General features: G+C 44.3%; 25 protein-coding genes. 24 read left to right on the top strand and 1 reads right to left on the bottom strand.

Annotation, left to right across the window (positions count from 1 at the left end):
• The first annotated feature begins 371 nt into the window (after positions 1 to 371).
• From M9196_RS20170 to glmU, 23 genes are all read left to right on the top strand, one after another.
• Positions 372 to 1,136 carry an amino acid ABC transporter substrate-binding protein gene (locus tag M9196_RS20170; protein ID WP_250619307.1) on the top strand — a complete coding sequence of 255 codons (765 nt, stop codon included), beginning with the start codon at positions 372 to 374 and terminating at the stop codon, positions 1,134 to 1,136.
• A 71-nt stretch (positions 1,137 to 1,207) separates the two neighbouring features.
• Positions 1,208 to 1,879, top strand: a complete 672-nt coding sequence (locus tag M9196_RS20165; protein ID WP_250619306.1) for an amino acid ABC transporter permease — start codon at positions 1,208 to 1,210, stop codon at positions 1,877 to 1,879.
• Positions 1,876 to 2,613, top strand: a complete 738-nt coding sequence (locus M9196_RS20160; protein WP_250619305.1) for an amino acid ABC transporter ATP-binding protein — start codon at positions 1,876 to 1,878, stop codon at positions 2,611 to 2,613. Before M9196_RS20165 ends, M9196_RS20160 begins: the two co-directional genes overlap by 4 nt.
• 207 nt (positions 2,614 to 2,820) lie before the next feature.
• The gene (gene rpmH, locus M9196_RS20155) at positions 2,821 to 2,958 is read left to right on the top strand and encodes a 50S ribosomal protein L34 (protein WP_102470009.1); all 138 of its coding nucleotides are present in this window, start codon (positions 2,821 to 2,823) and stop codon (positions 2,956 to 2,958) included.
• On the top strand, positions 2,959 to 3,327 hold the full coding sequence (rnpA, locus tag M9196_RS20150) for a ribonuclease P protein component (RefSeq protein ID WP_250619304.1): 369 nt from the start codon (positions 2,959 to 2,961) through the stop codon (positions 3,325 to 3,327). It abuts the gene before it with no gap.
• Entirely contained in the window at positions 3,294 to 3,551 is a 258-nt protein-coding gene (gene yidD, locus M9196_RS20145; protein ID WP_250619303.1) for a membrane protein insertion efficiency factor YidD, read from the top strand. Before rnpA ends, yidD begins: the two co-directional genes overlap by 34 nt.
• A 2-nt stretch (positions 3,552 to 3,553) precedes the next feature.
• Positions 3,554 to 5,173 (top strand): membrane protein insertase YidC, encoded by a 1,620-nt coding sequence (gene yidC / locus M9196_RS20140; protein ID WP_250619302.1) that lies wholly within the window; start codon positions 3,554 to 3,556, stop codon positions 5,171 to 5,173.
• Positions 5,174 to 5,273: 100 nt separating this feature from the next.
• Complete coding sequence (mnmE, locus tag M9196_RS20135; RefSeq protein WP_250619301.1) at positions 5,274 to 6,635, top strand: tRNA uridine-5-carboxymethylaminomethyl(34) synthesis GTPase MnmE; 1,362 nt, start codon at positions 5,274 to 5,276, stop codon at positions 6,633 to 6,635.
• Between the two features lie 10 nt (positions 6,636 to 6,645).
• On the top strand, positions 6,646 to 7,083 hold the full coding sequence (mioC, locus tag M9196_RS20130; RefSeq protein ID WP_250619300.1) for an FMN-binding protein MioC: 438 nt from the start codon (positions 6,646 to 6,648) through the stop codon (positions 7,081 to 7,083).
• A gap of 459 nt (positions 7,084 to 7,542) precedes the next feature.
• On the top strand, positions 7,543 to 9,438 hold the full coding sequence (gene mnmG / locus M9196_RS20125) for a tRNA uridine-5-carboxymethylaminomethyl(34) synthesis enzyme MnmG (RefSeq protein ID WP_250619299.1): 1,896 nt from the start codon (positions 7,543 to 7,545) through the stop codon (positions 9,436 to 9,438).
• Positions 9,435 to 10,067, top strand: a complete 633-nt coding sequence (gene rsmG / locus M9196_RS20120) for a 16S rRNA (guanine(527)-N(7))-methyltransferase RsmG (RefSeq protein ID WP_250619298.1) — start codon at positions 9,435 to 9,437, stop codon at positions 10,065 to 10,067. The genes mnmG and rsmG overlap by 4 nt, the downstream gene beginning before the upstream one ends.
• 13 nt (positions 10,068 to 10,080) lie before the next feature.
• Positions 10,081 to 10,854 carry a ParA family protein gene (locus tag M9196_RS20115; protein ID WP_102470016.1) on the top strand — a complete coding sequence of 258 codons (774 nt, stop codon included), beginning with the start codon at positions 10,081 to 10,083 and terminating at the stop codon, positions 10,852 to 10,854.
• A 21-nt stretch (positions 10,855 to 10,875) separates the two neighbouring features.
• Positions 10,876 to 11,757, top strand: a complete 882-nt coding sequence (locus M9196_RS20110) for a ParB/RepB/Spo0J family partition protein (RefSeq protein WP_250619297.1) — start codon at positions 10,876 to 10,878, stop codon at positions 11,755 to 11,757.
• A 264-nt stretch (positions 11,758 to 12,021) separates the two neighbouring features.
• Complete coding sequence (locus tag M9196_RS20105; protein ID WP_250619296.1) at positions 12,022 to 12,411, top strand: F0F1 ATP synthase subunit I; 390 nt, start codon at positions 12,022 to 12,024, stop codon at positions 12,409 to 12,411.
• A gap of 8 nt (positions 12,412 to 12,419) precedes the next feature.
• The gene (atpB, locus tag M9196_RS20100) at positions 12,420 to 13,223 is read left to right on the top strand and encodes a F0F1 ATP synthase subunit A (protein ID WP_250619295.1); all 804 of its coding nucleotides are present in this window, start codon (positions 12,420 to 12,422) and stop codon (positions 13,221 to 13,223) included.
• A gap of 63 nt (positions 13,224 to 13,286) precedes the next feature.
• On the top strand, positions 13,287 to 13,541 hold the full coding sequence (gene atpE, locus M9196_RS20095; protein ID WP_102470019.1) for a F0F1 ATP synthase subunit C: 255 nt from the start codon (positions 13,287 to 13,289) through the stop codon (positions 13,539 to 13,541).
• Positions 13,542 to 13,621: 80 nt separating this feature from the next.
• On the top strand, positions 13,622 to 14,092 hold the full coding sequence (gene atpF, locus M9196_RS20090; protein ID WP_250619294.1) for a F0F1 ATP synthase subunit B: 471 nt from the start codon (positions 13,622 to 13,624) through the stop codon (positions 14,090 to 14,092).
• Positions 14,093 to 14,106: 14 nt separating this feature from the next.
• Positions 14,107 to 14,640, top strand: a complete 534-nt coding sequence (gene atpH, locus M9196_RS20085) for a F0F1 ATP synthase subunit delta (protein WP_250619293.1) — start codon at positions 14,107 to 14,109, stop codon at positions 14,638 to 14,640.
• Between the two features lie 12 nt (positions 14,641 to 14,652).
• Positions 14,653 to 16,194 carry a F0F1 ATP synthase subunit alpha gene (atpA, locus tag M9196_RS20080; RefSeq protein ID WP_250619292.1) on the top strand — a complete coding sequence of 514 codons (1,542 nt, stop codon included), beginning with the start codon at positions 14,653 to 14,655 and terminating at the stop codon, positions 16,192 to 16,194.
• 41 nt (positions 16,195 to 16,235) lie between these two features.
• Positions 16,236 to 17,102, top strand: a complete 867-nt coding sequence (gene atpG, locus M9196_RS20075) for a F0F1 ATP synthase subunit gamma (RefSeq protein ID WP_102470023.1) — start codon at positions 16,236 to 16,238, stop codon at positions 17,100 to 17,102.
• Between the two features lie 33 nt (positions 17,103 to 17,135).
• Positions 17,136 to 18,539 carry a F0F1 ATP synthase subunit beta gene (gene atpD, locus M9196_RS20070; RefSeq protein WP_250619291.1) on the top strand — a complete coding sequence of 468 codons (1,404 nt, stop codon included), beginning with the start codon at positions 17,136 to 17,138 and terminating at the stop codon, positions 18,537 to 18,539.
• A gap of 18 nt (positions 18,540 to 18,557) precedes the next feature.
• Entirely contained in the window at positions 18,558 to 18,980 is a 423-nt protein-coding gene (locus M9196_RS20065) for a F0F1 ATP synthase subunit epsilon (RefSeq protein WP_250619290.1), read from the top strand.
• 179 nt (positions 18,981 to 19,159) lie between these two features.
• On the top strand, positions 19,160 to 20,521 hold the full coding sequence (glmU, locus tag M9196_RS20060; protein WP_250619289.1) for a bifunctional UDP-N-acetylglucosamine diphosphorylase/glucosamine-1-phosphate N-acetyltransferase GlmU: 1,362 nt from the start codon (positions 19,160 to 19,162) through the stop codon (positions 20,519 to 20,521).
• A gap of 62 nt (positions 20,522 to 20,583) precedes the next feature.
• Here the strand turns inward: glmU and M9196_RS20055 are convergent, their stop codons facing one another.
• Positions 20,584 to 21,303 (bottom strand): amino acid ABC transporter permease, encoded by a 720-nt coding sequence (locus M9196_RS20055; protein ID WP_284677240.1) that lies wholly within the window; start codon positions 21,301 to 21,303, stop codon positions 20,584 to 20,586.
• A 116-nt stretch (positions 21,304 to 21,419) separates the two neighbouring features.
• Between M9196_RS20055 and M9196_RS20050 the strand changes: the two genes are divergently transcribed.
• Complete coding sequence (locus tag M9196_RS20050) at positions 21,420 to 22,196, top strand: transporter substrate-binding domain-containing protein (RefSeq protein WP_250619287.1); 777 nt, start codon at positions 21,420 to 21,422, stop codon at positions 22,194 to 22,196.
• Positions 22,197 to 22,252: the final 56 nt, after the last annotated feature.

Here is a 22,252-nt window from a genome sequence, read left to right as displayed (position 1 = left end):
TGAATTTGGGGAAGACTGTCAATTTTACCTGTTGATAACCAAGATCGCCAGCAAATGATCGAGCTTACAGTGAATAAGATCGAAGTTATTCACAATTTTTAGGGTCATTTAGCTTGGATCCACACAATTTGCCCTTATTTTACTCACACATTCATGCACAAAATTGCGATCTACTCACAATACCCCACATTGATCCAACTTGTGCATAGATCAGTGATTAATCTGTCATCAGGTGAGGACAATTGATCAAAAAGGTGGTGAAAGCTTCACCGTTCAACCACGAGTTTGTTATGGTTAATAACAACTAGTTATTTAACTTATCGACAACTTTACCAGTAACATTCCTCCCTACAAACATAAGGAGTAGTAAAATGAAAAACTGGATTAAAGGCGCATTAACAGCCTTAGCACTTTCTGCAACCGTATCTCAAGCAGCATATGCTGCAGTCGCACAAGACGTGAAAGTGGGAATGTCTGGTCGCTACTTCCCATTTACGTTTGTGAAGCAAGACAAATTACAAGGCTTTGAAGTCGATTTATGGGACGAAATCGGACGTCGCAATGACTACAACGTCGAGTACGTTACTGCCAGTTTTTCAGGCCTATTTGGCTTACTTGAAACGGGACGAATTGATACGATTTCGAATCAAATTACCATTACCGACGAGCGCAAAGCAAAATATCTCTTCGCTGACCCTTATGTCATCGACGGTGCACAAATTACCGTCCGTAAAGGCAATGACAGTATTCAAGGTATTGATGACCTTTCCGGTAAAAACGTGGCGGTTAACTTAGGTTCAAACTTTGAACAGTTGTTACGTCAATACGATAAAGACGGAAAAATCAACATCAAAACCTACGACACCGGTATTGAACACGATGTCGCGCTAGGCCGTTCAGATGCATTTGTCATGGATCGCTTGTCTGCCCTTGAACTAATCAAGAAGACTGGTCTTCCACTACAATTAGCAGGCGAACCTTTTGAAACGATTGAAAACGCTTGGCCGTTTGTCGATAACGAAAATGGTCAAAAACTGCAGAAAGAAGTCAACACCGCTCTGGCCGCGATGCGTGCGGACGGTACTTTGGCGAGCATTTCTGAAAAGTGGTTTGGTGCCGATATCACTAAAAAGTAAGTGAACACTATGCATACGCCCACTACTCTTATCGGTAGTGGGCGTTTATTTTTTTAAGTTTTGGATGCGTTATGGGATTTGATTTTCAATACATGCTCGATCTATTGCCAATACTATTTAAGTACCTTGGTACGACGATGGAGATGGCAATATGGGGGTTGTTTTTCTCACTGATCTTATCAGTGATATTAGCCAATATTCGAGTGTTCAAAATCCCAGTATTGGACCAACTCAGTCAACTTTATATTAGTTTCTTCCGTGGCACGCCACTCCTGGTGCAGTTATTTCTGCTCTATTACGGTTTACCTCAAGTATTTCCATGGATGGTGGGGCTTAACGCGTTTAGCGCCGCGGTGATCGGCCTAACCTTGCACTTCGCCGCCTATATGGCAGAAAGTATTCGAGCGGCCATTATCGGTATCGATCGCAGTCAGATGGAAGCCAGTCTTTCTGTCGGTATGACCAAAAGCCAAGCTATGCGCCGTATCATTTTGCCGCAAGCAACACGAGTCGCACTGCCATCATTGATGAATTACTTCATTGATATGATCAAATCAACATCGCTTGCATTTACGCTAGGTGTCGCCGAAATCATGGCAAAAGCTCAAATGGAAGCCTCTTCAAGCTTTCGATTTTTTGAAGCCTTCTTAGCCGTCGCTCTTATTTATTGGGGGGTCGTGTTAGTGCTTACTCGCGTTCAAGTATGGGCGGAACAAAGATTGAATAAGGCGTACCAACGATGATCAAATTACATAATATTCATAAGCGCTTTGGCGATACCGAAGTCTTAAAAGGCATCGATATCGACATAAAACAGGGTGAAATAGTGGTGGTCATTGGTTCCAGTGGCACAGGAAAATCCACATTACTTCGTTGCGTTAACTTCCTTGAAGAAGCCAACCAAGGCACTATCTCGATTGATGATGTGACGGTCGACTGCCAAAACCACACCAAAGCCGAAGTATTGGCGCTACGCAGAAAAACCGGGTTCGTGTTCCAAAACTACGCCTTATTTGCCCATATGACGGCAATACAAAACATTGCAGAAGGTTTAATTACCGTAAAAGGTTGGAAAAAACCACAAGCCTTAGCGCGTGCTCAGCAAATTCTTGATGATATCGGCTTAGGCGACAAAGCACATCAGTACCCTGCCTCACTTTCCGGTGGTCAGCAACAGCGAGTTGGAATTGGACGCGCCATGGCGCTGCAACCCGAATTATTGCTTTTTGATGAGCCCACTTCCGCTCTTGACCCTGAATGGGTCGGCGAAGTATTAAATTTAATGAAAAAATTAGCGACTCAACATCAAACGATGTTAGTGGTTACTCACGAAATGCAATTTGCCCGCGAAGTCGCTGATAAAGTGATCTTTATGGCCAATGGTCATATCGTAGAACAAGGTCCACCAGAGCAAATTTTTAACGATCCACAGGATATACAGTTAAAAAAGTTCCTAAATCAGGTCGGGATCGAATAAGGATCCTTGCGCTCTCGCTCACAAAACGTATAATCCGCCGACCGGAATTGAAATTGAACTGATTATTGACTCTTTGAGCCACAGTGATTACAATTCCGCCTCTTTGTTGAGAGGCGTCGGATTTCCTCTTTATTTATAGAGAAGGGTATTTCTCCCACGCCGGGTTCAACGAGAACCTAAAACTACTGATCAGTAAAGGTAATAACCATGTCTAAACGCACTTTTCAACCTTCAGTTCTAAAGCGCAAGCGTACTCACGGCTTCCGTGCACGCATGGCGACTAAGAACGGTCGTAAAACAATTAATGCACGTCGTGCAAAAGGCCGTGCGCGTCTTTCAAAATAATTGACTATTTTGAATAAGAAGCACGCCTTTATTCGGGAGTTACGTTTGTTAACTCCCGAGCATTATCAAAACGTATTTAAGCAAGCTCACAGAGCCGGCTCCCCTCACTTCACCATCATTGCTCGTAAAAACTCTCTTTCACACCCACGTCTCGGTCTTGCGGTTCCTAAAAAACAGATAAAAACAGCTGTTGCTAGAAATCACTTTAAACGACTTACTCGTGAAAGCTTTCGTAACAAACAACATGAACTTCCAAACAAAGATTTTGTTGTTATTGCAAAGAAGAGTGCCCAAACTCTAAGCAACGATGAAATGTTCCAACTTCTCGATAAACTATGGCATCGCCTGTCTCGCCCTTCGCGTGGTTAGCAATAGGACTTGTCTATCTTTATAGATGGACCATTAGTCCCCTTATAGGACCTCGCTGTCGGTTTACCCCAACTTGTTCCCGTTACGCCATAGAAGCCTTACAAGCTCACGGTTTTGTAAAAGGGTGTTGGCTAACTGGCAAACGTCTATTAAGATGTCATCCTTTGAATGAAGGGGGATACGACCCCATTCCACCAGTCCAAAAACAAGACAGAGATAAATAACGATGGATTCTCAACGTAATATTCTGTTAATCGGCTTGGCGTTAGTTTCTTTTTTGCTATTTAACCAATGGCAATCGTACAAGAATCCAGCACCGGCACCGACACAACAGGCTCAAGGTAGTACCCTACCTGCACCATCTTTCGCTGATGAACATGATCCAGCTCCTGGTCATACTTCAGCCGCAGAGAAAATCATCACAGTGAAAACTGATGTGCTAACGCTTGGCATCAATACGATCGGTGGCGATGTAGTAACAGCAGATCTTAACGAATACGCGATTGAGCAAGATTCAGCAGACTCTTTTGAACTTCTTAAAGATTCACAAGGTCATCAGTTTATTGCACAAAGTGGTCTTGTTGGTCCTCAAGGTATTGATTTAAGCAGTACCGACCGCCCGGCTTACCAAGTTTCAGCAGAAAGCTTGACGTTGCAAGATGGTCAGGATGAACTTCGTATCCCTATGACGTTTACTGCGAACGGAATTAACTATGTTAAAACCTTCGTTCTTAAGCGTGGCAGCTATGCGGTTGATGTTGAATACAACATCGACAACCAATCTGGCCAAAACGCGACGTTTGGTATGTACGCACACCTGAGACAAAATGTTCAGGATAAAGGCGGCAGCATTACTATGCCAACTTATAATGGCGGTGCTTATTCAACTCAAGACACGCGTTATAAGAAATACAGCTTCGACGATATGCAAGATCGTAACCTGTCTCTTAACCTGACTGATGGTCAAGGTTGGGCAGCAATGATCCAGCATTACTTTGCAGCAGCATGGATCCCACGCGAAGCACCAGGTACCAATCTTTATACTCGTGTTATTGGCAACCTTGCTGACATTGGCGTTCGTATGCCAAATCAGACAATTGGTAATGGCCAAACGGCTGAACTTAAAGCAACGCTTTGGGCTGGCCCTAAACTACAAGACCAAATGGCCGCGACAGCGCCAAACCTTGACCTTGTAGTGGATTACGGTTGGTTATGGTTTATTGCAAAACCACTTCACACGCTATTGTCGTTTATTCAAGGCATTGTCGTGAACTGGGGTCTAGCGATTATCTGCTTAACCTTCATCGTACGTGGTGCTATGTACCCACTGACGAAAGCTCAATACACATCAATGGCAAAAATGCGCATGCTACAGCCTAAGCTGCAAGCAATGCGTGAGCGTATTGGCGACGACCGTCAACGTATGAGCCAAGAAATGATGGAACTGTATAAGAAAGAGAAAGTGAACCCGCTGGGCGGCTGTCTTCCAATTATCTTACAGATGCCAATCTTCATTTCGCTTTATTGGGCACTCATGGAATCTGTTGAACTGCGTCACTCGCCATTCTTTGGCTGGATCACTGACCTTTCAGCACAAGACCCGTACTACATCCTTCCTCTGTTGATGGGTGCGAGTATGTTCATGATTCAAAAAATGAGCCCAACAACGGTTACCGACCCAATGCAGCAGAAGATCATGACCTTTATGCCGGTTATGTTTACCTTCTTCTTCCTTTGGTTCCCATCCGGTCTTGTTCTTTACTGGTTGGTTTCAAACATTGTTACGCTTATCCAGCAAACACTGATTTATCGTGCTCTGGAAAAGAAAGGGTTACACACTAAGTAACCTGAACGAAGCAATTCAAATAAAAGGCGACCTTTAGGGTCGCCTTTTTTCGTCTCCATGATTACAATTTGGCTAACGTATTGCGATTAAGGCAAAACCAATGACAACAGACACTATCGTGGCACAAGCCACTGCACCCGGCCGTGGTGGCGTCGGTATTATCCGCGTCTCTGGCCCAGCGGCATCTCAGGTTGCGCTTGCCGTCACCGGACGTGAACTTAAACCGCGTTATGCAGAATACCTTGCCTTTAAATCTGACGATGATTCAGAAATTGACCAAGGCATCGCCCTGTATTTCCCAAATCCACACTCCTTTACTGGTGAAGATGTCCTAGAACTTCAAGGCCATGGTGGCCCGGTGGTCATGGATATGCTGATTAAACGTATTTTGCTTATTCCTGGCGTTCGCCCAGCACGACCAGGCGAATTCTCCGAACGTGCCTTCATGAACGACAAAATGGATTTAACACAAGCAGAAGCCATTGCCGATCTTATTGATGCCAGTTCAGAAGAAGCGGCAAAGTCAGCCCTTCAATCACTGCAAGGTGAATTCTCTAAACGCATACACGTGCTGGTGGAATCCCTGATTTATCTAAGAATCTACGTGGAAGCAGCCATTGATTTTCCCGAAGAAGAAATTGATTTCTTAGCCGACGGTAAGGTATCTAATGACTTACAGTCGATAATTGATAACCTGGAGGCCGTTAGAAAAGAAGCCAACCAAGGTTCAATCATGCGCGAAGGCATGAAGGTCGTCATCGCTGGCCGCCCCAATGCTGGTAAATCAAGTCTGCTGAATGCGCTTTCAGGTAAACAGTCCGCGATCGTGACCGACATAGCGGGCACAACACGAGATGTGCTCAGAGAGCATATCCATATCGATGGGATGCCTTTACACATCATTGATACAGCAGGTCTACGCGAAGCGTCTGATGAAGTAGAAAAAATTGGGATAGAACGGGCTTGGGAAGAGATCAACCAAGCCGATCGTGTTCTCTTTATGGTTGATGGCACCACGACAGATGCCACGGATCCAAAAGAGATATGGCCTGATTTCATGGATCGCCTTCCAGAGTCTATTGGTATCACCGTGATTCGCAATAAGGTTGATGAAACCAATGAGGCACTTGGTATCTGTCATGTCAACTCGCCAACACTGATTCGCCTGTCGGCTCGAACCGGTGAAGGCATTGGCGCACTTCGTGAGCATTTAAAGTCTATTATGGGCTTTTCTGGTGCGAACGAAGGTGGCTTTATGGCTCGAAGGCGTCACCTTGATGCATTAGAGCGTGCCGCAGAACACCTCAATATTGGCCAACAACAGCTTGAAGGCTACATGGCAGGAGAAATTCTTGCGGAAGAGCTAAGAATAACTCAACAGCATCTCAATGAAATTACGGGCGAGTTTAGCTCAGATGATCTACTGGGTCGTATTTTCTCATCGTTTTGTATTGGTAAATAAAGGAATGAGCATGATTCATATCATTACAGGTAGCACACTTGGTGGTGCCGAATATGTGGGTGACCACCTAAGCGATCTACTCATAGAGCAAGGGCTAACCACAACCATTCATAATCAACCTCAGCTCGCCGACATTGAAGCGGATGGCATCTGGTTCATTATCACGTCAACTCACGGAGCGGGTGATTATCCAGATAATATTCAACCTTTCATTGCTGACCTACAGAACACCCCACCCCGAATGTCGACAGTAAAGTACGCCGTTATTGGTATTGGCGACTCAAGTTACGATACATTTTGCGCGGCAGGTAAACATGCTTTTGATCTTCTCGAGGACATAGGAGCAACACCAATCGCAGAAGGTCTAGAAATCGACATTCTCAACGATCAAGTCCCGGAAGATACCGCTGAAGCGTGGCTCAACGAACATATCAGCAAATTCCAATAAAGAAAAAGCGGTGAAAGCCGCTTTTTTTTACAAATGTGCATAACTTTCCCCGCCAATCTGTTAGCTAATACTGAAAAAAAACACCAATCCCATGTGGATAACTAATACTATTTCCAGTGTAAAAGCTATATTTATCCAAATAACAACTTTTCCCTTTTGATCCGCCTGTGTATAAGTAGCCATTTTGATCCCAGCTAATACAAGACTAGATCAAAGCAAGATCACAAGAACTGATCATAAAAAGATCCATGGTTTTGTTGATCATTTTCCACTTATCCACAGAATTGGACGATCCTAATAATAGATCTAATAAAAGATCATATATATAGATCCCTATTTAATAGTTCTTTTTAGCAAGATCCAAAAGTTGCGAAAAGCGATGTTCTCGCTACAAGAAAAGCGGTAGAATACGTCTCCTTTTGGTTAGTTCATTTTGTCGATTGAATACGAGGTCGGTTCATGCTTTATCACGAAACATTTGATGTCATCATAGTCGGTGGCGGACATGCAGGAACGGAAGCCGCACTCGCATCTGCCCGTACAGGGCAAAAAACACTTTTGCTGACGCACAATATTGATACGCTGGGGCAGATGTCATGCAACCCAGCGATTGGTGGCATTGGTAAAGGTCATTTAGTCAAAGAAGTCGATGCTCTAGGTGGTTTGATGGCCAATGCGATCGATCATTCTGGTATTCAATTTCGTACATTAAACGCCTCTAAAGGGCCAGCAGTAAGAGCAACTCGAGCTCAAGCTGATCGAGCGTTGTACAAGGCTTATGTCCGTAATGCGCTTGAGAACACACCAAACCTGACACTATTTCAGCAATCCGTAGATGATGTGATCGTAGAAAACGATCAAATTCGCGGCGTTGTGACTGAGATGGGGTTAAAGTTCCATGCACAAGCTGTTGTGCTAACGGTAGGGACATTCCTTGGTGGAAAGATCCATATCGGCATGGAAAGTTCATCAGGTGGACGCATGGGCGATCAACCGTCCATCGCGCTTGCCAATCGACTTCGTGATTTACCATTTAGAGTCGATCGTCTAAAAACCGGAACGCCACCTCGTATCGATGCTCGCAGTGTCGACTTGTCAGTTTTAGAAGCTCAGCATGGCGACAATCCAACACCAGTGTTTTCTTTTGTCGGTAAGCGTGAGCAGCACCCAACTCAAATTCCGTGTTTTATTACACACACCAATGAGCAAACACATGATGTTATTCGAGCGAACCTCGATCGTAGCCCTATGTACGCTGGTGTGATTGAAGGCATTGGACCTCGATACTGCCCGTCGATCGAAGACAAAGTCATGCGCTTTGCAGATAAGAATAGCCACCAGATCTTTATTGAACCTGAGGGCTTAACGACACACGAATTATACCCAAATGGTATTTCAACCAGTCTTCCATTTGATGTGCAGATCCAAATTGTTCGTTCCATGAAAGGATTTGAAAATGCCCACATTGTTCGCCCTGGATATGCGATCGAATATGATTTCTTTGATCCACGTGATTTGAAGCAAACGTATGAAACGAAATTTATCCAAGGCTTGTTCTTTGCTGGACAGATTAATGGAACAACAGGCTATGAAGAAGCGGCTGCACAAGGTTTGATGGCTGGTTTAAACGCAAGTTTGTTCAGCCAAGGAAAAGAAGGCTGGAGCCCACGTCGCGATCAAGCTTATATGGGCGTATTAATTGATGATTTATCAACGATGGGAACCAAAGAACCCTATCGAATGTTTACCTCTCGCGCCGAATACCGCTTGTTGCTGCGTGAAGACAATGCTGATATGCGTTTAACGGAACAAGCAAGATCGCTTGGACTGATTGATGATGATCGCTGGCAACGCTTCAACGAGAAAATGGATAATCTAACGGCTGAGCGTCAACGCTTGAAGGAAACATGGGTTAACCCTAAATCTGAAGGTATCGATGAGCTCAACGCATTGCTGAAAACGCCTATTTCTCGCGAAGCTAGTGGCGAAGATTTACTGAGACGCCCAGAAATGACTTATCAGTCACTGACGTCACTGAATACGTTTGCTCCTGCGATTGAAGATCAACAAGCGGCTGAGCAAGTTGAAATTCAAGTGAAATACGAAGGTTATATTCAAAGACAGCAAGACGAAATTGCCAAAGCCATGCGCCATGAAAATACTGCAATTCCAGCAGATATTAGTTATAGCGAAGTAAGCGGCTTATCAAATGAAGTGGTCGCTAAATTGACAGAAGCTAAACCAGAAACGGTAGGAATTGCTTCTCGTATTTCAGGCATTACACCCGCTGCAATTTCGATCATTCTTGTTTATCTTAAGAAGCAAGGTTTACTTAAAAAAGGTGAAGCAGCGTGAGCGCTCTACTAGAAAAATTAGAACAATTACTATCAGAAACTTCATTGCAAGTTTCTGATAATAAAAAGAAACAGCTCGTAGGGTATGTAGAGCTACTGCATAAGTGGAATAAGGCCTACAACCTGACTTCAGTGAGACAGCCTGAAGATATGTTAGTGAAACATATTCTTGATAGTATTGTGGTCGGTGAACATATTGCCGGTGAGCGTTTTATTGATGTGGGGACAGGACCGGGCTTGCCAGGAATTCCTTTGGCCATTATGCATCCAAATAAAACGTTTGTTTTGCTTGATAGCTTGGGAAAACGCATTCGTTTCATCAAGCAAGTCGTTCATGAACTTGGTATTGAGAACGTCACAGCTGTTCAGTCTCGCGTAGAAGAATTTGACCCAGAAGGTGGATTTGATGGCGTGTTAAGTCGAGCTTTTGCATCCATGACAGATATGGTTAACTGGTGTAAACATTTACCCAAGGAATCGACAGGGCGCTTTTATGCACTCAAAGGTCAAGTTCATGAACAAGAAGTTTCTGACTTACCTGAGTGGTGTTCTGTGACCGATATCAAACCTTTGCAAGTTCCTGAGTTGGAAGGTGACCGTCATCTTGTAATCTTGTCCAAACAGGGATGATGGAGAAGTTGTCGTGGGAAAAATTGTCGCTATTGCCAACCAGAAAGGTGGCGTAGGAAAAACAACAACGTGTATTAATTTGGCGGCATCAATGGCTGCGACCAAACGTAAGGTTTTGGTGATCGACTTAGATCCTCAGGGCAATGCGACAATGGCGAGTGGTGTCGATAAGTATCAAATCGAAACAACTGCTTACGATTTGCTGGTTGATGAGCTTCCTTTTGAACAAGTAGTCTGTAAGCACACATCGGGCCAGTATGATTTGATTGCGGCCAATGGCGATGTGACTGCTGCTGAAATAAAATTAATGGAAGTGTTTGCGCGCGAAGTTCGCTTAAAACATGCTCTTGCGCCAATCCGCGATAACTATGATTTCATCTTTATCGATTGTCCTCCTTCTCTCAACCTACTTACAATTAACGCAATGGCTGCTGCAGATTCTGTATTAGTGCCGATGCAATGTGAGTATTTTGCGTTAGAAGGACTCACAGCGCTAATGGATACCATTAGTAAGCTGGCAGCGGTAGTAAATGAGAATCTCAAAATTGAAGGTTTGCTCCGAACCATGTACGACCCTCGAAATCGACTTTCGAATGAGGTGTCTGATCAGTTAAAGAAACATTTTGGTGACAAAGTTTACCGAACTGTCATTCCTAGGAATGTTCGTCTTGCCGAAGCGCCGAGTCATGGAAAACCAGCGATGTATTACGATAAGTACTCTGCTGGTGCTAAGGCTTATCTTGCCCTTGCCGGTGAGATGCTTCGACGTGAAGAAACACTGGTATAACACTCTTAAGGAATTGATGGAATGTCTAAACGTGGTTTAGGAAAAGGACTCGATGCACTGTTGTCGACGAGCTCTATGGCGAGAGAGAAGCAGCAAGTTGCCACCCATAGTCAATCGCTTTCTTCGGATGGCGACTTAACCGATTTATCGATTAATAGCTTACGTCCAGGTATATATCAACCCCGCAAAGATATGGCGCCTGAGGCGCTTGAAGAGCTGTCTGCATCAATCCAATCTCAAGGTATTATCCAGCCTATCGTGGTAAGACAGGTCGATCACGAGCAATATGAGATTATTGCCGGTGAGAGGCGCTGGCGGGCAGCCAGACAAGCGGGTTTGAAGCAGGTACCGTGCATTATTAAAAATGTGCAGGATAAAGCCGCTATTGCGATGGCGTTGATAGAAAATATCCAGCGTGAAGACTTAAATGCAATCGAAGAAGCTCAGGCATTAGAGCGCCTACAAGACGAGTTTGAACTCACACATCAACAAGTGGCTGACGTGATTGGCAAGTCGCGAACTGCGGTGAGTAATTTGCTACGACTTAATCAATTAGAGTTACCCGTTAAGGTACTCGTTGAAAACAGAAAAATAGATATGGGACATGCAAGAGCACTGCTTGCTCTTGAAGGTGAGCTTCAGTGCGATATTGCAGCAAGCGTTGCTAAGAAGAGTCTCACGGTCCGTCAGACTGAAGATTTAGTGAAAAAATGCTTAAAACCGAACTCTTCAGACCAAAAACAGTCAGAAGACAGTGCTGCACAAGAAATTTCACGTCGTTTAAGTGAAAAACTTGGTTCTAAAGTGTCTTTAATTCGAAATGCAAGCGGAAAAGCAAAAGTTACGATAAGTCTTGATGAGCCTCACAAATTAGAGCAACTTATTGCCAAGCTTGAAAGCTAAATGAGATAATTGATATACATCAAATATCTTACAATCTTTTTTTATGAAAGTTATTTGATATCGATCAATTGTATGACAATTGATTTTATGCGAAAGTTATTTGTATTACAATTGGTTTTCTGTGCGAAAGTTATGCTTTTGTGAATAAAGTGCGTTTTTTTGATGCACTTTGATTGCAAATACTTTGTTGGAACGTATAATTTTTGCGAATCTCGCGGCGCAATATCTATTGCGTGTTGCGAATTTAATAAAGGTAAAGAATACATGGTAGCAGTGCTAACTAAACCAGGACGAGAGCTTGCAAAGCGATTGTTGCTGATTCAAGTGTGCGCGGTTACATTTGTAGCTGTTGGAATGACAGTTGCCGTAAATGCTGAGTGGGGAATTTCAGCGTTGATTGGAGGTGGCATTTTTGTTATCGCCAATGCAACATTTGCGTATTGTGCATTTCTGTTTAGCGGGGCGCGTGCTGCTCAAAAGGTAGCGGCGTCTTTCTATGCAGGGGCTGCATTGAAAATCCTCATTACGGCGGCTCTATTTTCAATAGCTTACATGTATATTCAGGTGGAAGTGATTCCCTTGAATTTCACATTTTTACTGGCTCTCTTAATTAACCTTATGGCGCCAGTAATTGTCGTTAACAACAAAAAATAGGATGAGTTATGGCTGCGCCAGGTGAAGCGCTTACATCGGCCGGATACATCTCTCACCACTTAACTAACCTTTCGTTAGGAAGTTTAGGTTTAGTGGAGGAGACGAGTTTCTGGAACGTACATATCGATAGCCTGTTTTTTTCTGTGTTGACTGGTCTTATATTCTTAGGAGTATTTCGCTCAGTAGCTAAGAAAGCAACAGCTGGTGTGCCGGGCAAGCTGCAGTGTTTTGTTGAAATGGTCGTTGAATTCGTTGACGAAAACGTCAAAGAAACGTTTCATGGACGCAATGCGCTAATAGCACCCTTAGCACTAACTATCTTCTGTTGGGTATTTTTAATGAACGTCATGGACTTAGTTCCTATTGACTTCATACCTTACTCTGCAGAGCAGATTGGTATCCCTTATATGAAAGTGGTTCCTTCTGCAGATGTTAATATCACCATGGCTATGGCGTTAGGTGTTTTTGCTCTGATGATTTACTACAGCATCAAAGTAAAAGGACCAGTAACGTTCATCAAGGAGTTGACACTCCACCCATTTAACAATCCAATCATGATTCCATTTAACATGCTTATCGAGGTTGTGTCTTTGCTTTCGAAGCCACTATCACTAGGTATGCGTTTGTTTGGTAACATGTTTGCGGGTGAAGTTGTATTTATTCTTTGTGCTGCAATGCTACCGTGGTATTTACAATGGATGGGCTCATTACCATGGGCAATATTCCATATTCTAGTTATTTTGATCCAAGCTTTCGTGTTCATGATGTTAACAATTGTTTATCTATCAATGGCTCACGAAGACGATCACTAATTATTTAATTAACGCTTTTTATTTGGGCAACTTTAAGCCAACAACTATAAATTGGAGATAGTAATGGAAACTTTACTGAGCTTTTCTGCAATCGCCGTAGGTATCATGATCGGTATGGCAGCATTTGGTACGGCGATCGGCTTCGGTCTTTTAGGTGGTAAATTCCTTGAGGGCGCAGCTCGTCAACCTGAAATGGCTCCGATGCTTCAAGTTAAGATGTTTATCATCGCTGGTCTACTTGATGCGGTTCCTATGATCGGTGTGGTTATCGCACTGCTATTCACATTCGCGAACCCATTCGTTGGTCAGCTAGGTTAATCAGCTTTTCTCTGACAGGTTTTGGACTTGTCATCTGATTAATTTTAGCTAATCAATGAAATATTAGAGGGGTAGCTGTTGTGAATATGAACGCAACTCTGCTAGGTCAAGCAATCTCATTTGCTATGTTTGTTTGGTTCTGCATGAAATATGTATGGCCACCAATCATGAATGCGATTGAAGAACGTCAGAAAAAAATTGCTGACGGTCTTATGGCAGCTGAACGAGCTGCAAAGGACTTGGATCTAGCACAAGCCAACGCTTCTGACCAAATGAAAGAAGCGAAGCGCACTGCAACTGAGATCATTGAGCAGGCAAATAAGCGTAAAGCACAAATTGTTGATGAAGCCCGTGAAGAAGCTCTGACTGAACGTCAGAACATCCTAACGCAAGCGGAAGCAGAAATTGAAGCTGAACGTAACCGTGCCCGCGATGAGCTGCGCAAACAAGTTGCAACTCTGGCTGTAGCTGGTGCTGAGAAAATCCTTGAGCGTAGTATCGATAAAGATGCGCAAAAAGATATTCTTGATAACATTACTGCAAAACTTTAAAGCAAGGGGCGCCCATGTCTGAAGTGACAACAATTGCACGCCCCTATGCTAAAGCAGCTTTTGACTTTGCGGTTGAAAAGAACGCATTAGACCAATGGGTCGACATGCTAACTTTCGCCGCGGAAATCGCCAGCAATGAAAATATCGCAGACTTGCTTTCAGGTTCTGTGACTGCAGAAAAAATTGCAGAGATTTTCATTACGGTTGGCGGTGAACAGTTTGATGCTTTTGGTCATAACTTGATAAAAGTGATGGCTGAAAACGGTCGATTAGCGGTATTGCCTACCGTGTTAGTTGAGTTTGTCGCGCTGAAAAAACAGCACGAAAAACTCATCGATGTAGACGTAATGTCTGCAAGCGAACTAACCGATGAGCAAATTGCTGAGATCAGTAGCAAACTTGAAACACGCTTTGAGCGTAAAGTTAAGCTGAATTGCAGTGTAGATGAGACCCTACTTGGTGGGGTTATTATTCGAGCCGGAGATCTTGTAATTGATAACTCAGCACGCGGTCGTTTGAACCGCCTGAGTGATGCAATGCAGTCTTGATGGGGATGGAGCATGCAACTTAATTCCACAGAAATTAGCGACCTAATCAAGCAACGTATCGAATCTTTCGACGTTGTAAGTGAAGCTCGTAATGAAGGTACTATCGTATCGGTAAGCGATGGTATCATTCGCATTCACGGCCTAGCGGACGTGATGCAAGGCGAAATGATTGAACTACCGGGTGGCTGTTACGCACTTGCACTTAACCTCGAGCGTGACTCGGTTGGTGCGGTAGTAATGGGACCATATGCCAACCTTAGAGAAGGCATGAAAGTAACCGGAACTGGTCGTATTCTTGAAGTACCAGTTGGTCCTGAAATGCTTGGTCGTGTTGTTAACACACTAGGTGAGCCGATTGACGGTAAAGGTCCAATTGAAGCGAAGCTTACGTCACCAGTAGAAGTGATTGCACCTGGCGTAATCGACCGTAAATCGGTCGATCAACCAGTACAAACCGGCTATAAGTCTGTTGACTCAATGATCCCAATCGGTCGTGGTCAACGTGAACTTATTATCGGTGACCGTCAGATTGGTAAAACAGCACTGGCGATCGACTCAATCATTAACCAGAAAGATTCTGGTATCTTCTCTATCTATGTAGCGATTGGCCAAAAGGCATCAACAATTGCAAACGTAGTACGCAAACTGGAAGAGCATGGCGCGCTAGCAAACACAGTTGTGGTTGTTGCGTCGGCATCTGAATCTGCTGCACTTCAATACCTGGCTCCATACTCAGGTTGTGCAATGGGTGAGTACTTCCGTGACCGTGGTGAAGATGCGCTGATTGTTTATGATGACTTATCTAAGCAAGCCGTCGCTTACCGTCAGATCTCTCTACTATTGAAACGTCCACCTGGCCGTGAGGCTTTCCCTGGTGATGTATTCTACCTTCACTCTCGTCTTCTAGAGCGTGCAGCTCGTGTAAGCGAAGAGTACGTAGAGCGTTTCACAAATGGTGAAGTAAAAGGTAAGACTGGTTCTTTGACCGCTCTTCCTATTATCGAAACTCAAGCTGGTGATGTATCTGCATTCGTACCGACAAACGTAATCTCGATTACTGATGGTCAGATCTTCCTACAAACTGAAGCATTCAACTCGGGCGTACGCCCTGCCGTTGACCCTGGTATTTCAGTTTCTCGTGTAGGTGGTGCAGCTCAGACTAAGATTATCAAGAAGCTATCGGGTGGTATTCGTACTGCACTAGCGGCTTATCGTGAGCTAGCAGCTTTTGCTCAGTTCTCATCTGATCTAGATGAAGCAACTAAGCGTCAGTTGAACCACGGTCAAAAAGTCACTGAGTTGATGAAGCAGAAGCAATACGCTCCTATGTCAGTATTTGACCAAGCGCTAGTGATCTTTGCAGCGGAACGTGGTTACTTGGAAGATGTAGAAATCAATAAGATTCTAGACTTCGAAGCAGCTTTACTATCGTACGCTCAAATCCAGTATGCTGATCTTATTAAAGAGATCAACACAACGGGTGCTTACAACAAAGAAATCGAAGCGCAGCTGAAAACGCTGACGGACGATTTCAAAGCAACCCAGACTTGGTAATTAGTGGGTGACCTTTTGGTCACCGCTTATGGAGAGTAACGATGGCCGGCGCAAAAGAGATACGTAATAAAATCGGTAGTGTGAAGAGCACTCAGAAAATTACGAAAGCGATGGAAATGGTAGCAGCTTCAAAAATGCGTCGTTCGCAAGAACTGCGCGAAGCTTCTCGTCCATACGCTGAAACTATGCGTAAAGTGATCGGTCATTTGGCAAACGCAAATCTAGAGTACCAACATCCGTACCTAGAAGAGCGTGAAGCCAAGCGTGTTGGTTACGTCATTATTTCTACCGACCGTGGTTTGTGTGGCGGTTTGAACATTAACTTGTTCAAAAAAACCGTCCTTGAACTTAAGGATTGGAAAGAGAAAGGTGCTGAGATTGAGCTGGCAGTAATAGGCTCAAAAGCAACAGCATTTTTCAATAACAGCGGCGCAAAAGTAGCGGCACAGGTCTCTGGTCTGGGCGATAGCCCAAGCTTAGAAGAACTCATCGGTACGGTTGGCGTTATGCTGAAGAAATATGACGACGGCGAATTAGATCGCCTGTATGTAGTGTATAACCATTTTGTTAACACTATGGTACAGGAACCAACGATCGATCAATTGCTACCTTTGCCTAAATCAGACAGCGAAGAAATGCAGCGTGAACATTCTTGGGGCTACATTTATGAGCCAGAGCCTAAACCATTACTAGATGCACTATTGCTTCGTTATATCGAATCTCAAGTGTATCAAGGTGTGGTAGAGAACCTTGCCAGTGAGCAAGCGGCTCGAATGATTGCAATGAAAGCTGCAACAGACAATGCGAGCAACCTGATAGATGACTTAGAGCTTGTGTACAACAAGGCGCGTCAAGCGGCGATTACACAAGAGCTGTCAGAAATCGTTTCAGGTGCATCTGCGGTTTAGCTTAGGTAAAACGAAATAGATAGAGGATTAACGATGGCTACAGGTAAGATCGTACAGATCATCGGTGCGGTAGTCGACGTAGAGTTCCCACAGAGCGATGTTCCTAATATATATGACGCTCTGAACGTAAATGAATCAAAAGAACGTCTTGTTCTTGAAGTTCAGCAACAGCTAGGCGGTGGCGTAGTTCGTTGTATCGTAATGGGTAGCTCTGATGGTTTACGTCGTGGTTTGACAGTTGAGAATTCTGGCGCTCCAATCTCAGTTCCAGTCGGTACTAAGACCCTAGGTCGTATCATGAACGTCCTTGGTGACGCGATTGATGAGTGTGGCGAGATCGGTGCAGAAGAAAGTTATGCAATTCACCGTAGTGCACCAAGCTATGAAGAGCAATCTAGCGAAACTTCGCTTCTCGAAACGGGTGTAAAAGTCATCGACTTGATCTGCCCATTCGCGAAGGGTGGTAAAGTTGGTTTGTTTGGTGGTGCTGGTGTAGGTAAGACCGTCAACATGATGGAACTTATCAACAACATCGCACTACAACACTCAGGCTTATCAGTATTTGCTGGTGTAGGTGAGCGTACTCGTGAAGGTAACGATTTCTACTTTGAGATGCAGGAAGCAGGCGTTGTAAACGTTGAAAACCCTGAAGAATCTAAAGTAGCAATGGTTTACGGCCAAATGAACGAGCCACCAGGAAACCGTTTACGTGTTGCCCTGACTGGTTTGACAATGGCTGAGCGATTCCGTGATGAAGGTCGTGATGTACTACTGTTTATCGATAACATTTATCGTTATACCCTTGCGGGAACAGAAGTATCGGCACTTCTAGGTCGTATGCCATCAGCGGTAGGTTATCAGCCAACTCTTGCAGAAGAGATGGGTGTACTACAAGAGCGTATCGCATCAACGAAATCAGGCTCGATCACTTCGATTCAAGCGGTATACGTACCAGCGGATGACTTGACGGATCCATCACCAGCAACAACGTTTGCTCACTTGGATGCGACAGTAACGCTAAACCGTAGTATTGCTGCAATGGGTTTGTACCCTGCAATCGACCCACTGGATTCATCATCTCGTCAACTTGACCCACTAGTTGTTGGTCAAGAGCACTATGATGTGGCTCGTGGTGTTCAGCAAACGCTTCAGCGTTATAAAGAGCTGAAAGATATCATTGCGATTCTAGGTATGGATGAGCTTTCTGAAGAAGATAAGCAACTTGTATCTCGTGCTCGTAAGATTGAACGTTTCCTAACTCAGCCTTATCACGTAGCAGAAGTATTTACTGGCGACCCTGGTATCTATGTACCTCTTAAAGAGACATTACGTGGATTCAAAGGTCTACTAGCTGGTGACTACGATGACATTCCAGAGCAAGCGTTTATGTACTGCGGTACTATCGACGATGCTATCGAGAATGCTAAGAAGCTATAAGGCTAAATAGGAGGCGATATGGCAGCAATAACCTTTCACCTAGACGTAGTAAGCGCTGAGCAAAAACTTTTCTCAGGTCTTGTTGAGACGTTTCAGGTGTCCGGTAGCGAAGGTGAACTTGGTATTTTCCATGGTCACACACCGCTGCTGACCGCTATTCAGCCTGGTATGGTGCGTATCGTTAAACAGCACGGCCACGAAGAGTTCATTTATGTCTCGGGTGGTATTGTTGAAGTTCAGCCTGGTACAGCGACTGTACTGGCTGATACTGCAATTCGTGGTGAAGAGCTAGACGCAGCAAAGGCAGAAGAAGCCAAACGCAAAGCTGAAGAGAATATTTCGAATCAGCATGGCGATATGGACTTCGCGCAAGCGGCCAGTGAACTGGCTAAAGCCATTGCTCAGCTTCGAGTAATCGAGCTGACAAAAAAACGTCGCTAATCTCGATTAGCAGCGATGAGAAAGGCGACCTTATGGTCGCCTTTTTGCTCTATGTATGTATTAAAGTTATATATTTAACTTTAATACATCACGAAAAATCTATCACAACAGAATTAACATCCGGCTCAATCATCGTTAGAATGGATTCAGCTTAAATTAACGTCAGATGGTCAATAATAATGAAATTTAGTGCAGTTGTGCTTGCCGCGGGTAAAGGTACCCGCATGTATTCTAATAAACCGAAAGTGTTACATACACTTGCTGGAAAGCCGATGGTTAAGCATGTTATTGATACATGCGAAGGCTTAGGGTCGCAAAATATTCATCTGGTCTACGGTCATGGTGGGGAGATGATGCAATCCGAGTTGCAACAAGAGCGTGTAAACTGGGTATTGCAAGCGGACCAATTAGGGACGGGTCATGCCGTTGACCAAGCTTCGCCTCACTTTGCTGATGATGAAAAAGTATTGGTGCTTTACGGTGATGTACCGCTTATCTCAGACCAGACCATTGAAAACCTACTTGACGCTCAACCAAATGGCGGTATTGCGTTATTGACCGTGGTTTTGGATAACCCTATGGGCTATGGTCGTATCGTGCGTAAGAATGGTCCGGTTGTGGCGATTGTGGAACAAAAAGATGCCACGGAAGAGCAGAAGCTGATTAAAGAGATCAATACCGGTGTGATGGTTGCAACTGGCGGTGATCTTAAGCGTTGGTTATCTGGTTTGAGTAATGACAATGCGCAAGGTGAATACTACCTGACAGATGTTATAGCCGCCGCTCATAATGAAGGTCGCGCGGTAGAGGCGGTACATCCAGCAAACCCTATTGAAGTGGAAGGGGTTAATGATCGCGCTCAGCTTGCTCGCCTGGAACGAGCTTTCCAATCTATGCAAGCGCAAAAACTGCTAGAGCAGGGTGTGATGCTGCGCGATCCAAGCCGTTTTGATCTACGTGGTCAATTGCAATGTGGCATGGACGTAGAGATTGATGTGAACGTGGTTATTGAGGGATCCGTCTCTTTAGGTGATAACGTAGTTATCGGTGCGGGTAGCGTACTGAAAGATTGTGAAATTGATGACAACACGATTGTTCGTCCATACAGTGTGATTGAAGGGGCTACCATTGGTGAGGCTTGTACTGTTGGGCCGTTTACCCGTCTTCGTCCTGGCGCTGATCTTCGCAATGACTCACACGTGGGTAACTTTGTTGAAGTGAAAAATACCCGTTTGGGTGAAGGTTCTAAAGCCAATCATTTGACTTACCTTGGTGATGCAGAGATCGGTCAGCGAGTTAATGTTGGTGCAGGTGTGATTACGTGTAATTACGATGGTGCGAATAAGTTTAAGACGTTAATCGGCGACGATGTTTTTGTTGGTTCTGACGCTCAGTTAATTGCGCCCGTCACGATTGCGGATGGCGCCACTGTTGGTGCTGGAGCAACGGTAACGAAAGATGTAGCTGCCGGTGAGTTAGTCATTACCCGCGCTAAAGAACGCCGTATCGCAGGCTGGGTGCGCCCAGTAAAGAAAAAGTAGTTATCACTTTTTAAAGTGTGAATCTATATTGATAAAAGGCCTCTTCGAGGCCTTTTTCGTTTTTAGTGGCTTGGGATGGCGATGCGCTTTTCTACCCAACGCACCCCTTGTGATACCACAAGAATGAGAACCAAATATTCTAGGACTAAAAAGCTATAAATCTCTAGTGGTAAGTACTCATTAACCACCAATTCATTGGCACGACGCGTGAGGTCGCTTAAGCCAATGACACTCACCAGTGATGACATCTTGAGGATGTAGACAAACTGATTCCCAAGTGGTGGCAATATCTGCCTGAAAGCTTGAGGTAAAATGACCAGTCGCATTTTTTGCCAATAGTTTAGCCCTAGCGATTCGGATGCTTCGTGCTGCCCTCTGGAGATCGCTTGAATCCCACCCCGAAAGACTTCAGCCATAAAGGCGCTTTCTGCGATAGTTAAAGCAATCACACCCGCCCAAAAATGATTAAGAGAAATATCCATTAGGGTTGGCATGCCGTAGTAAACCCAGAGCAATAACACCAAAACAGGAATAGAACGAATCACCTCAACATAGATTCGGTTTATAGCCTTGAGCCAGTTGTTACTGGAGAGAGCTGGAAAGGCCACCAGCAACCCAATGGACATCGCAAACAACATGCTGAGTAAAGAAACATAAATCGTGTCTTTAAAACCGGCAAGAAGAAACTTAAGGTTGATTTGACCTTGTTCGGTGGTTGGATTTAAGACATACCATCCCCACTCGTAGTCAGAGCAGCCTGATAATATGGGTAAGCACAGCATGATAGTTAGTATTCGATAGCTCACAAACGTCCCTAATTTTCCCTGAAAATTCCATCTGTTACTGCTATGTTATCAAGGTTGTACTATGAATGTTTAATAATTTTAGGGACTAATCAATGAAGAAGTGGATTCTTGGTTTTATCATTGCGGTATTGTCTATTGGGCAAGCTGTAGCAGAAACGAGTCGATTACAAGCAATACTGGACGCCGGGGTACTCAGAGTAGGGACCACAGGTGATTGGAATCCAATGACAGTGAAAGATCCTGCGACCAATTCATATCGTGGTTTTGATATTGATGTGACAACAGAGCTAGCCAAGGATCTTGGGGTTAAGGTCGAGTATGTGGCGACTGACTGGAAAACTCTGGTTAATGGGATCACGGCGAATAAATATGACATCACAGGAAGTGCTTCACTGAATATGTCGCGCGCTAAAGTCGCAGGATATAGCCAGCCATATTTTTATTTAGCATTTGTCCCAGTGGTGCAGAAAAAAGATCTACAGAAGTTCTCTGATTGGTCTGACTTTAATAAGCCTGATGTAAAAGTGGCTGCGACGCTCGGTACTGTGCAGGAAAAAATGGTAAAGGACTTTTTTCCAGACGCAAAACATATTGTTATTGAAGCGCCTGCACGAGATTTCCAAGAGCTTTTAGCTCGTCGTGCTGATGTGTCAGTCACCTCAAATGTTGAAGCGGCTACCTTGGTAACGAAATTCAAGCAATTAGCGATAGTGCCTGTTGAAGAACCACGTAAGCCAACGCCCATCTCAATGCTATTACCGCAAAAAGACCAAGTCTGGATTAACTACGTTAACCATTGGGTCGAATTGAAAAAGACTCAGGGTTTCTTTGATGAAACGGCGGCGAAGTGGGGGCTAAAAAGTCTCTAATTAAAAAAGGGCGACCATGTCGCCCTTTTTACTTTGCGTGCTGTTTACTAAAAAAT

This window comes from Vibrio methylphosphonaticus (assembly GCF_023634655.1).
Lineage (GTDB): Bacteria > Pseudomonadota > Gammaproteobacteria > Enterobacterales > Vibrionaceae > Vibrio > Vibrio methylphosphonaticus.
This window is presented reverse-complemented; position numbering and strand designations above follow the sequence as displayed.

What these genes read in the sequence shown, in the direction of transcription:
- mnmE (WP_250619301.1), top strand. Translation starts at nt 5,274, where the DNA reads ATGACAACAGACACTATCGTGGCACAAGCCACTGCACCCGGCCGTGGT.
- M9196_RS20165 (WP_250619306.1), top strand. Translation starts at nt 1,208, where the DNA reads ATGGGATTTGATTTTCAATACATGCTCGATCTATTGCCAATACTATTT.
- atpA (WP_250619292.1), top strand. Translation starts at nt 14,653, where the DNA reads ATGCAACTTAATTCCACAGAAATTAGCGACCTAATCAAGCAACGTATC.
- atpB (WP_250619295.1), top strand. Translation starts at nt 12,420, where the DNA reads ATGGCTGCGCCAGGTGAAGCGCTTACATCGGCCGGATACATCTCTCAC.
- glmU (WP_250619289.1), top strand. Translation starts at nt 19,160, where the DNA reads ATGAAATTTAGTGCAGTTGTGCTTGCCGCGGGTAAAGGTACCCGCATG.
- M9196_RS20050 (WP_250619287.1), top strand. Translation starts at nt 21,420, where the DNA reads ATGAAGAAGTGGATTCTTGGTTTTATCATTGCGGTATTGTCTATTGGG.
- M9196_RS20105 (WP_250619296.1), top strand. Translation starts at nt 12,022, where the DNA reads ATGGTAGCAGTGCTAACTAAACCAGGACGAGAGCTTGCAAAGCGATTG.
- rpmH (WP_102470009.1), top strand. Translation starts at nt 2,821, where the DNA reads ATGTCTAAACGCACTTTTCAACCTTCAGTTCTAAAGCGCAAGCGTACT.
- atpE (WP_102470019.1), top strand. Translation starts at nt 13,287, where the DNA reads ATGGAAACTTTACTGAGCTTTTCTGCAATCGCCGTAGGTATCATGATC.
- yidC (WP_250619302.1), top strand. Translation starts at nt 3,554, where the DNA reads ATGGATTCTCAACGTAATATTCTGTTAATCGGCTTGGCGTTAGTTTCT.
- M9196_RS20065 (WP_250619290.1), top strand. Translation starts at nt 18,558, where the DNA reads ATGGCAGCAATAACCTTTCACCTAGACGTAGTAAGCGCTGAGCAAAAA.
- M9196_RS20170 (WP_250619307.1), top strand. Translation starts at nt 372, where the DNA reads ATGAAAAACTGGATTAAAGGCGCATTAACAGCCTTAGCACTTTCTGCA.
- mnmG (WP_250619299.1), top strand. Translation starts at nt 7,543, where the DNA reads ATGCTTTATCACGAAACATTTGATGTCATCATAGTCGGTGGCGGACAT.
- M9196_RS20110 (WP_250619297.1), top strand. Translation starts at nt 10,876, where the DNA reads ATGTCTAAACGTGGTTTAGGAAAAGGACTCGATGCACTGTTGTCGACG.
- atpH (WP_250619293.1), top strand. Translation starts at nt 14,107, where the DNA reads ATGTCTGAAGTGACAACAATTGCACGCCCCTATGCTAAAGCAGCTTTT.
- yidD (WP_250619303.1), top strand. Translation starts at nt 3,294, where the DNA reads ATGGCATCGCCTGTCTCGCCCTTCGCGTGGTTAGCAATAGGACTTGTC.
- mioC (WP_250619300.1), top strand. Translation starts at nt 6,646, where the DNA reads ATGATTCATATCATTACAGGTAGCACACTTGGTGGTGCCGAATATGTG.
- M9196_RS20160 (WP_250619305.1), top strand. Translation starts at nt 1,876, where the DNA reads ATGATCAAATTACATAATATTCATAAGCGCTTTGGCGATACCGAAGTC.
- atpD (WP_250619291.1), top strand. Translation starts at nt 17,136, where the DNA reads ATGGCTACAGGTAAGATCGTACAGATCATCGGTGCGGTAGTCGACGTA.
- atpG (WP_102470023.1), top strand. Translation starts at nt 16,236, where the DNA reads ATGGCCGGCGCAAAAGAGATACGTAATAAAATCGGTAGTGTGAAGAGC.
- M9196_RS20055 (WP_284677240.1), bottom strand. Translation starts at nt 21,303, where the DNA reads ATGCTGTGCTTACCCATATTATCAGGCTGCTCTGACTACGAGTGGGGA.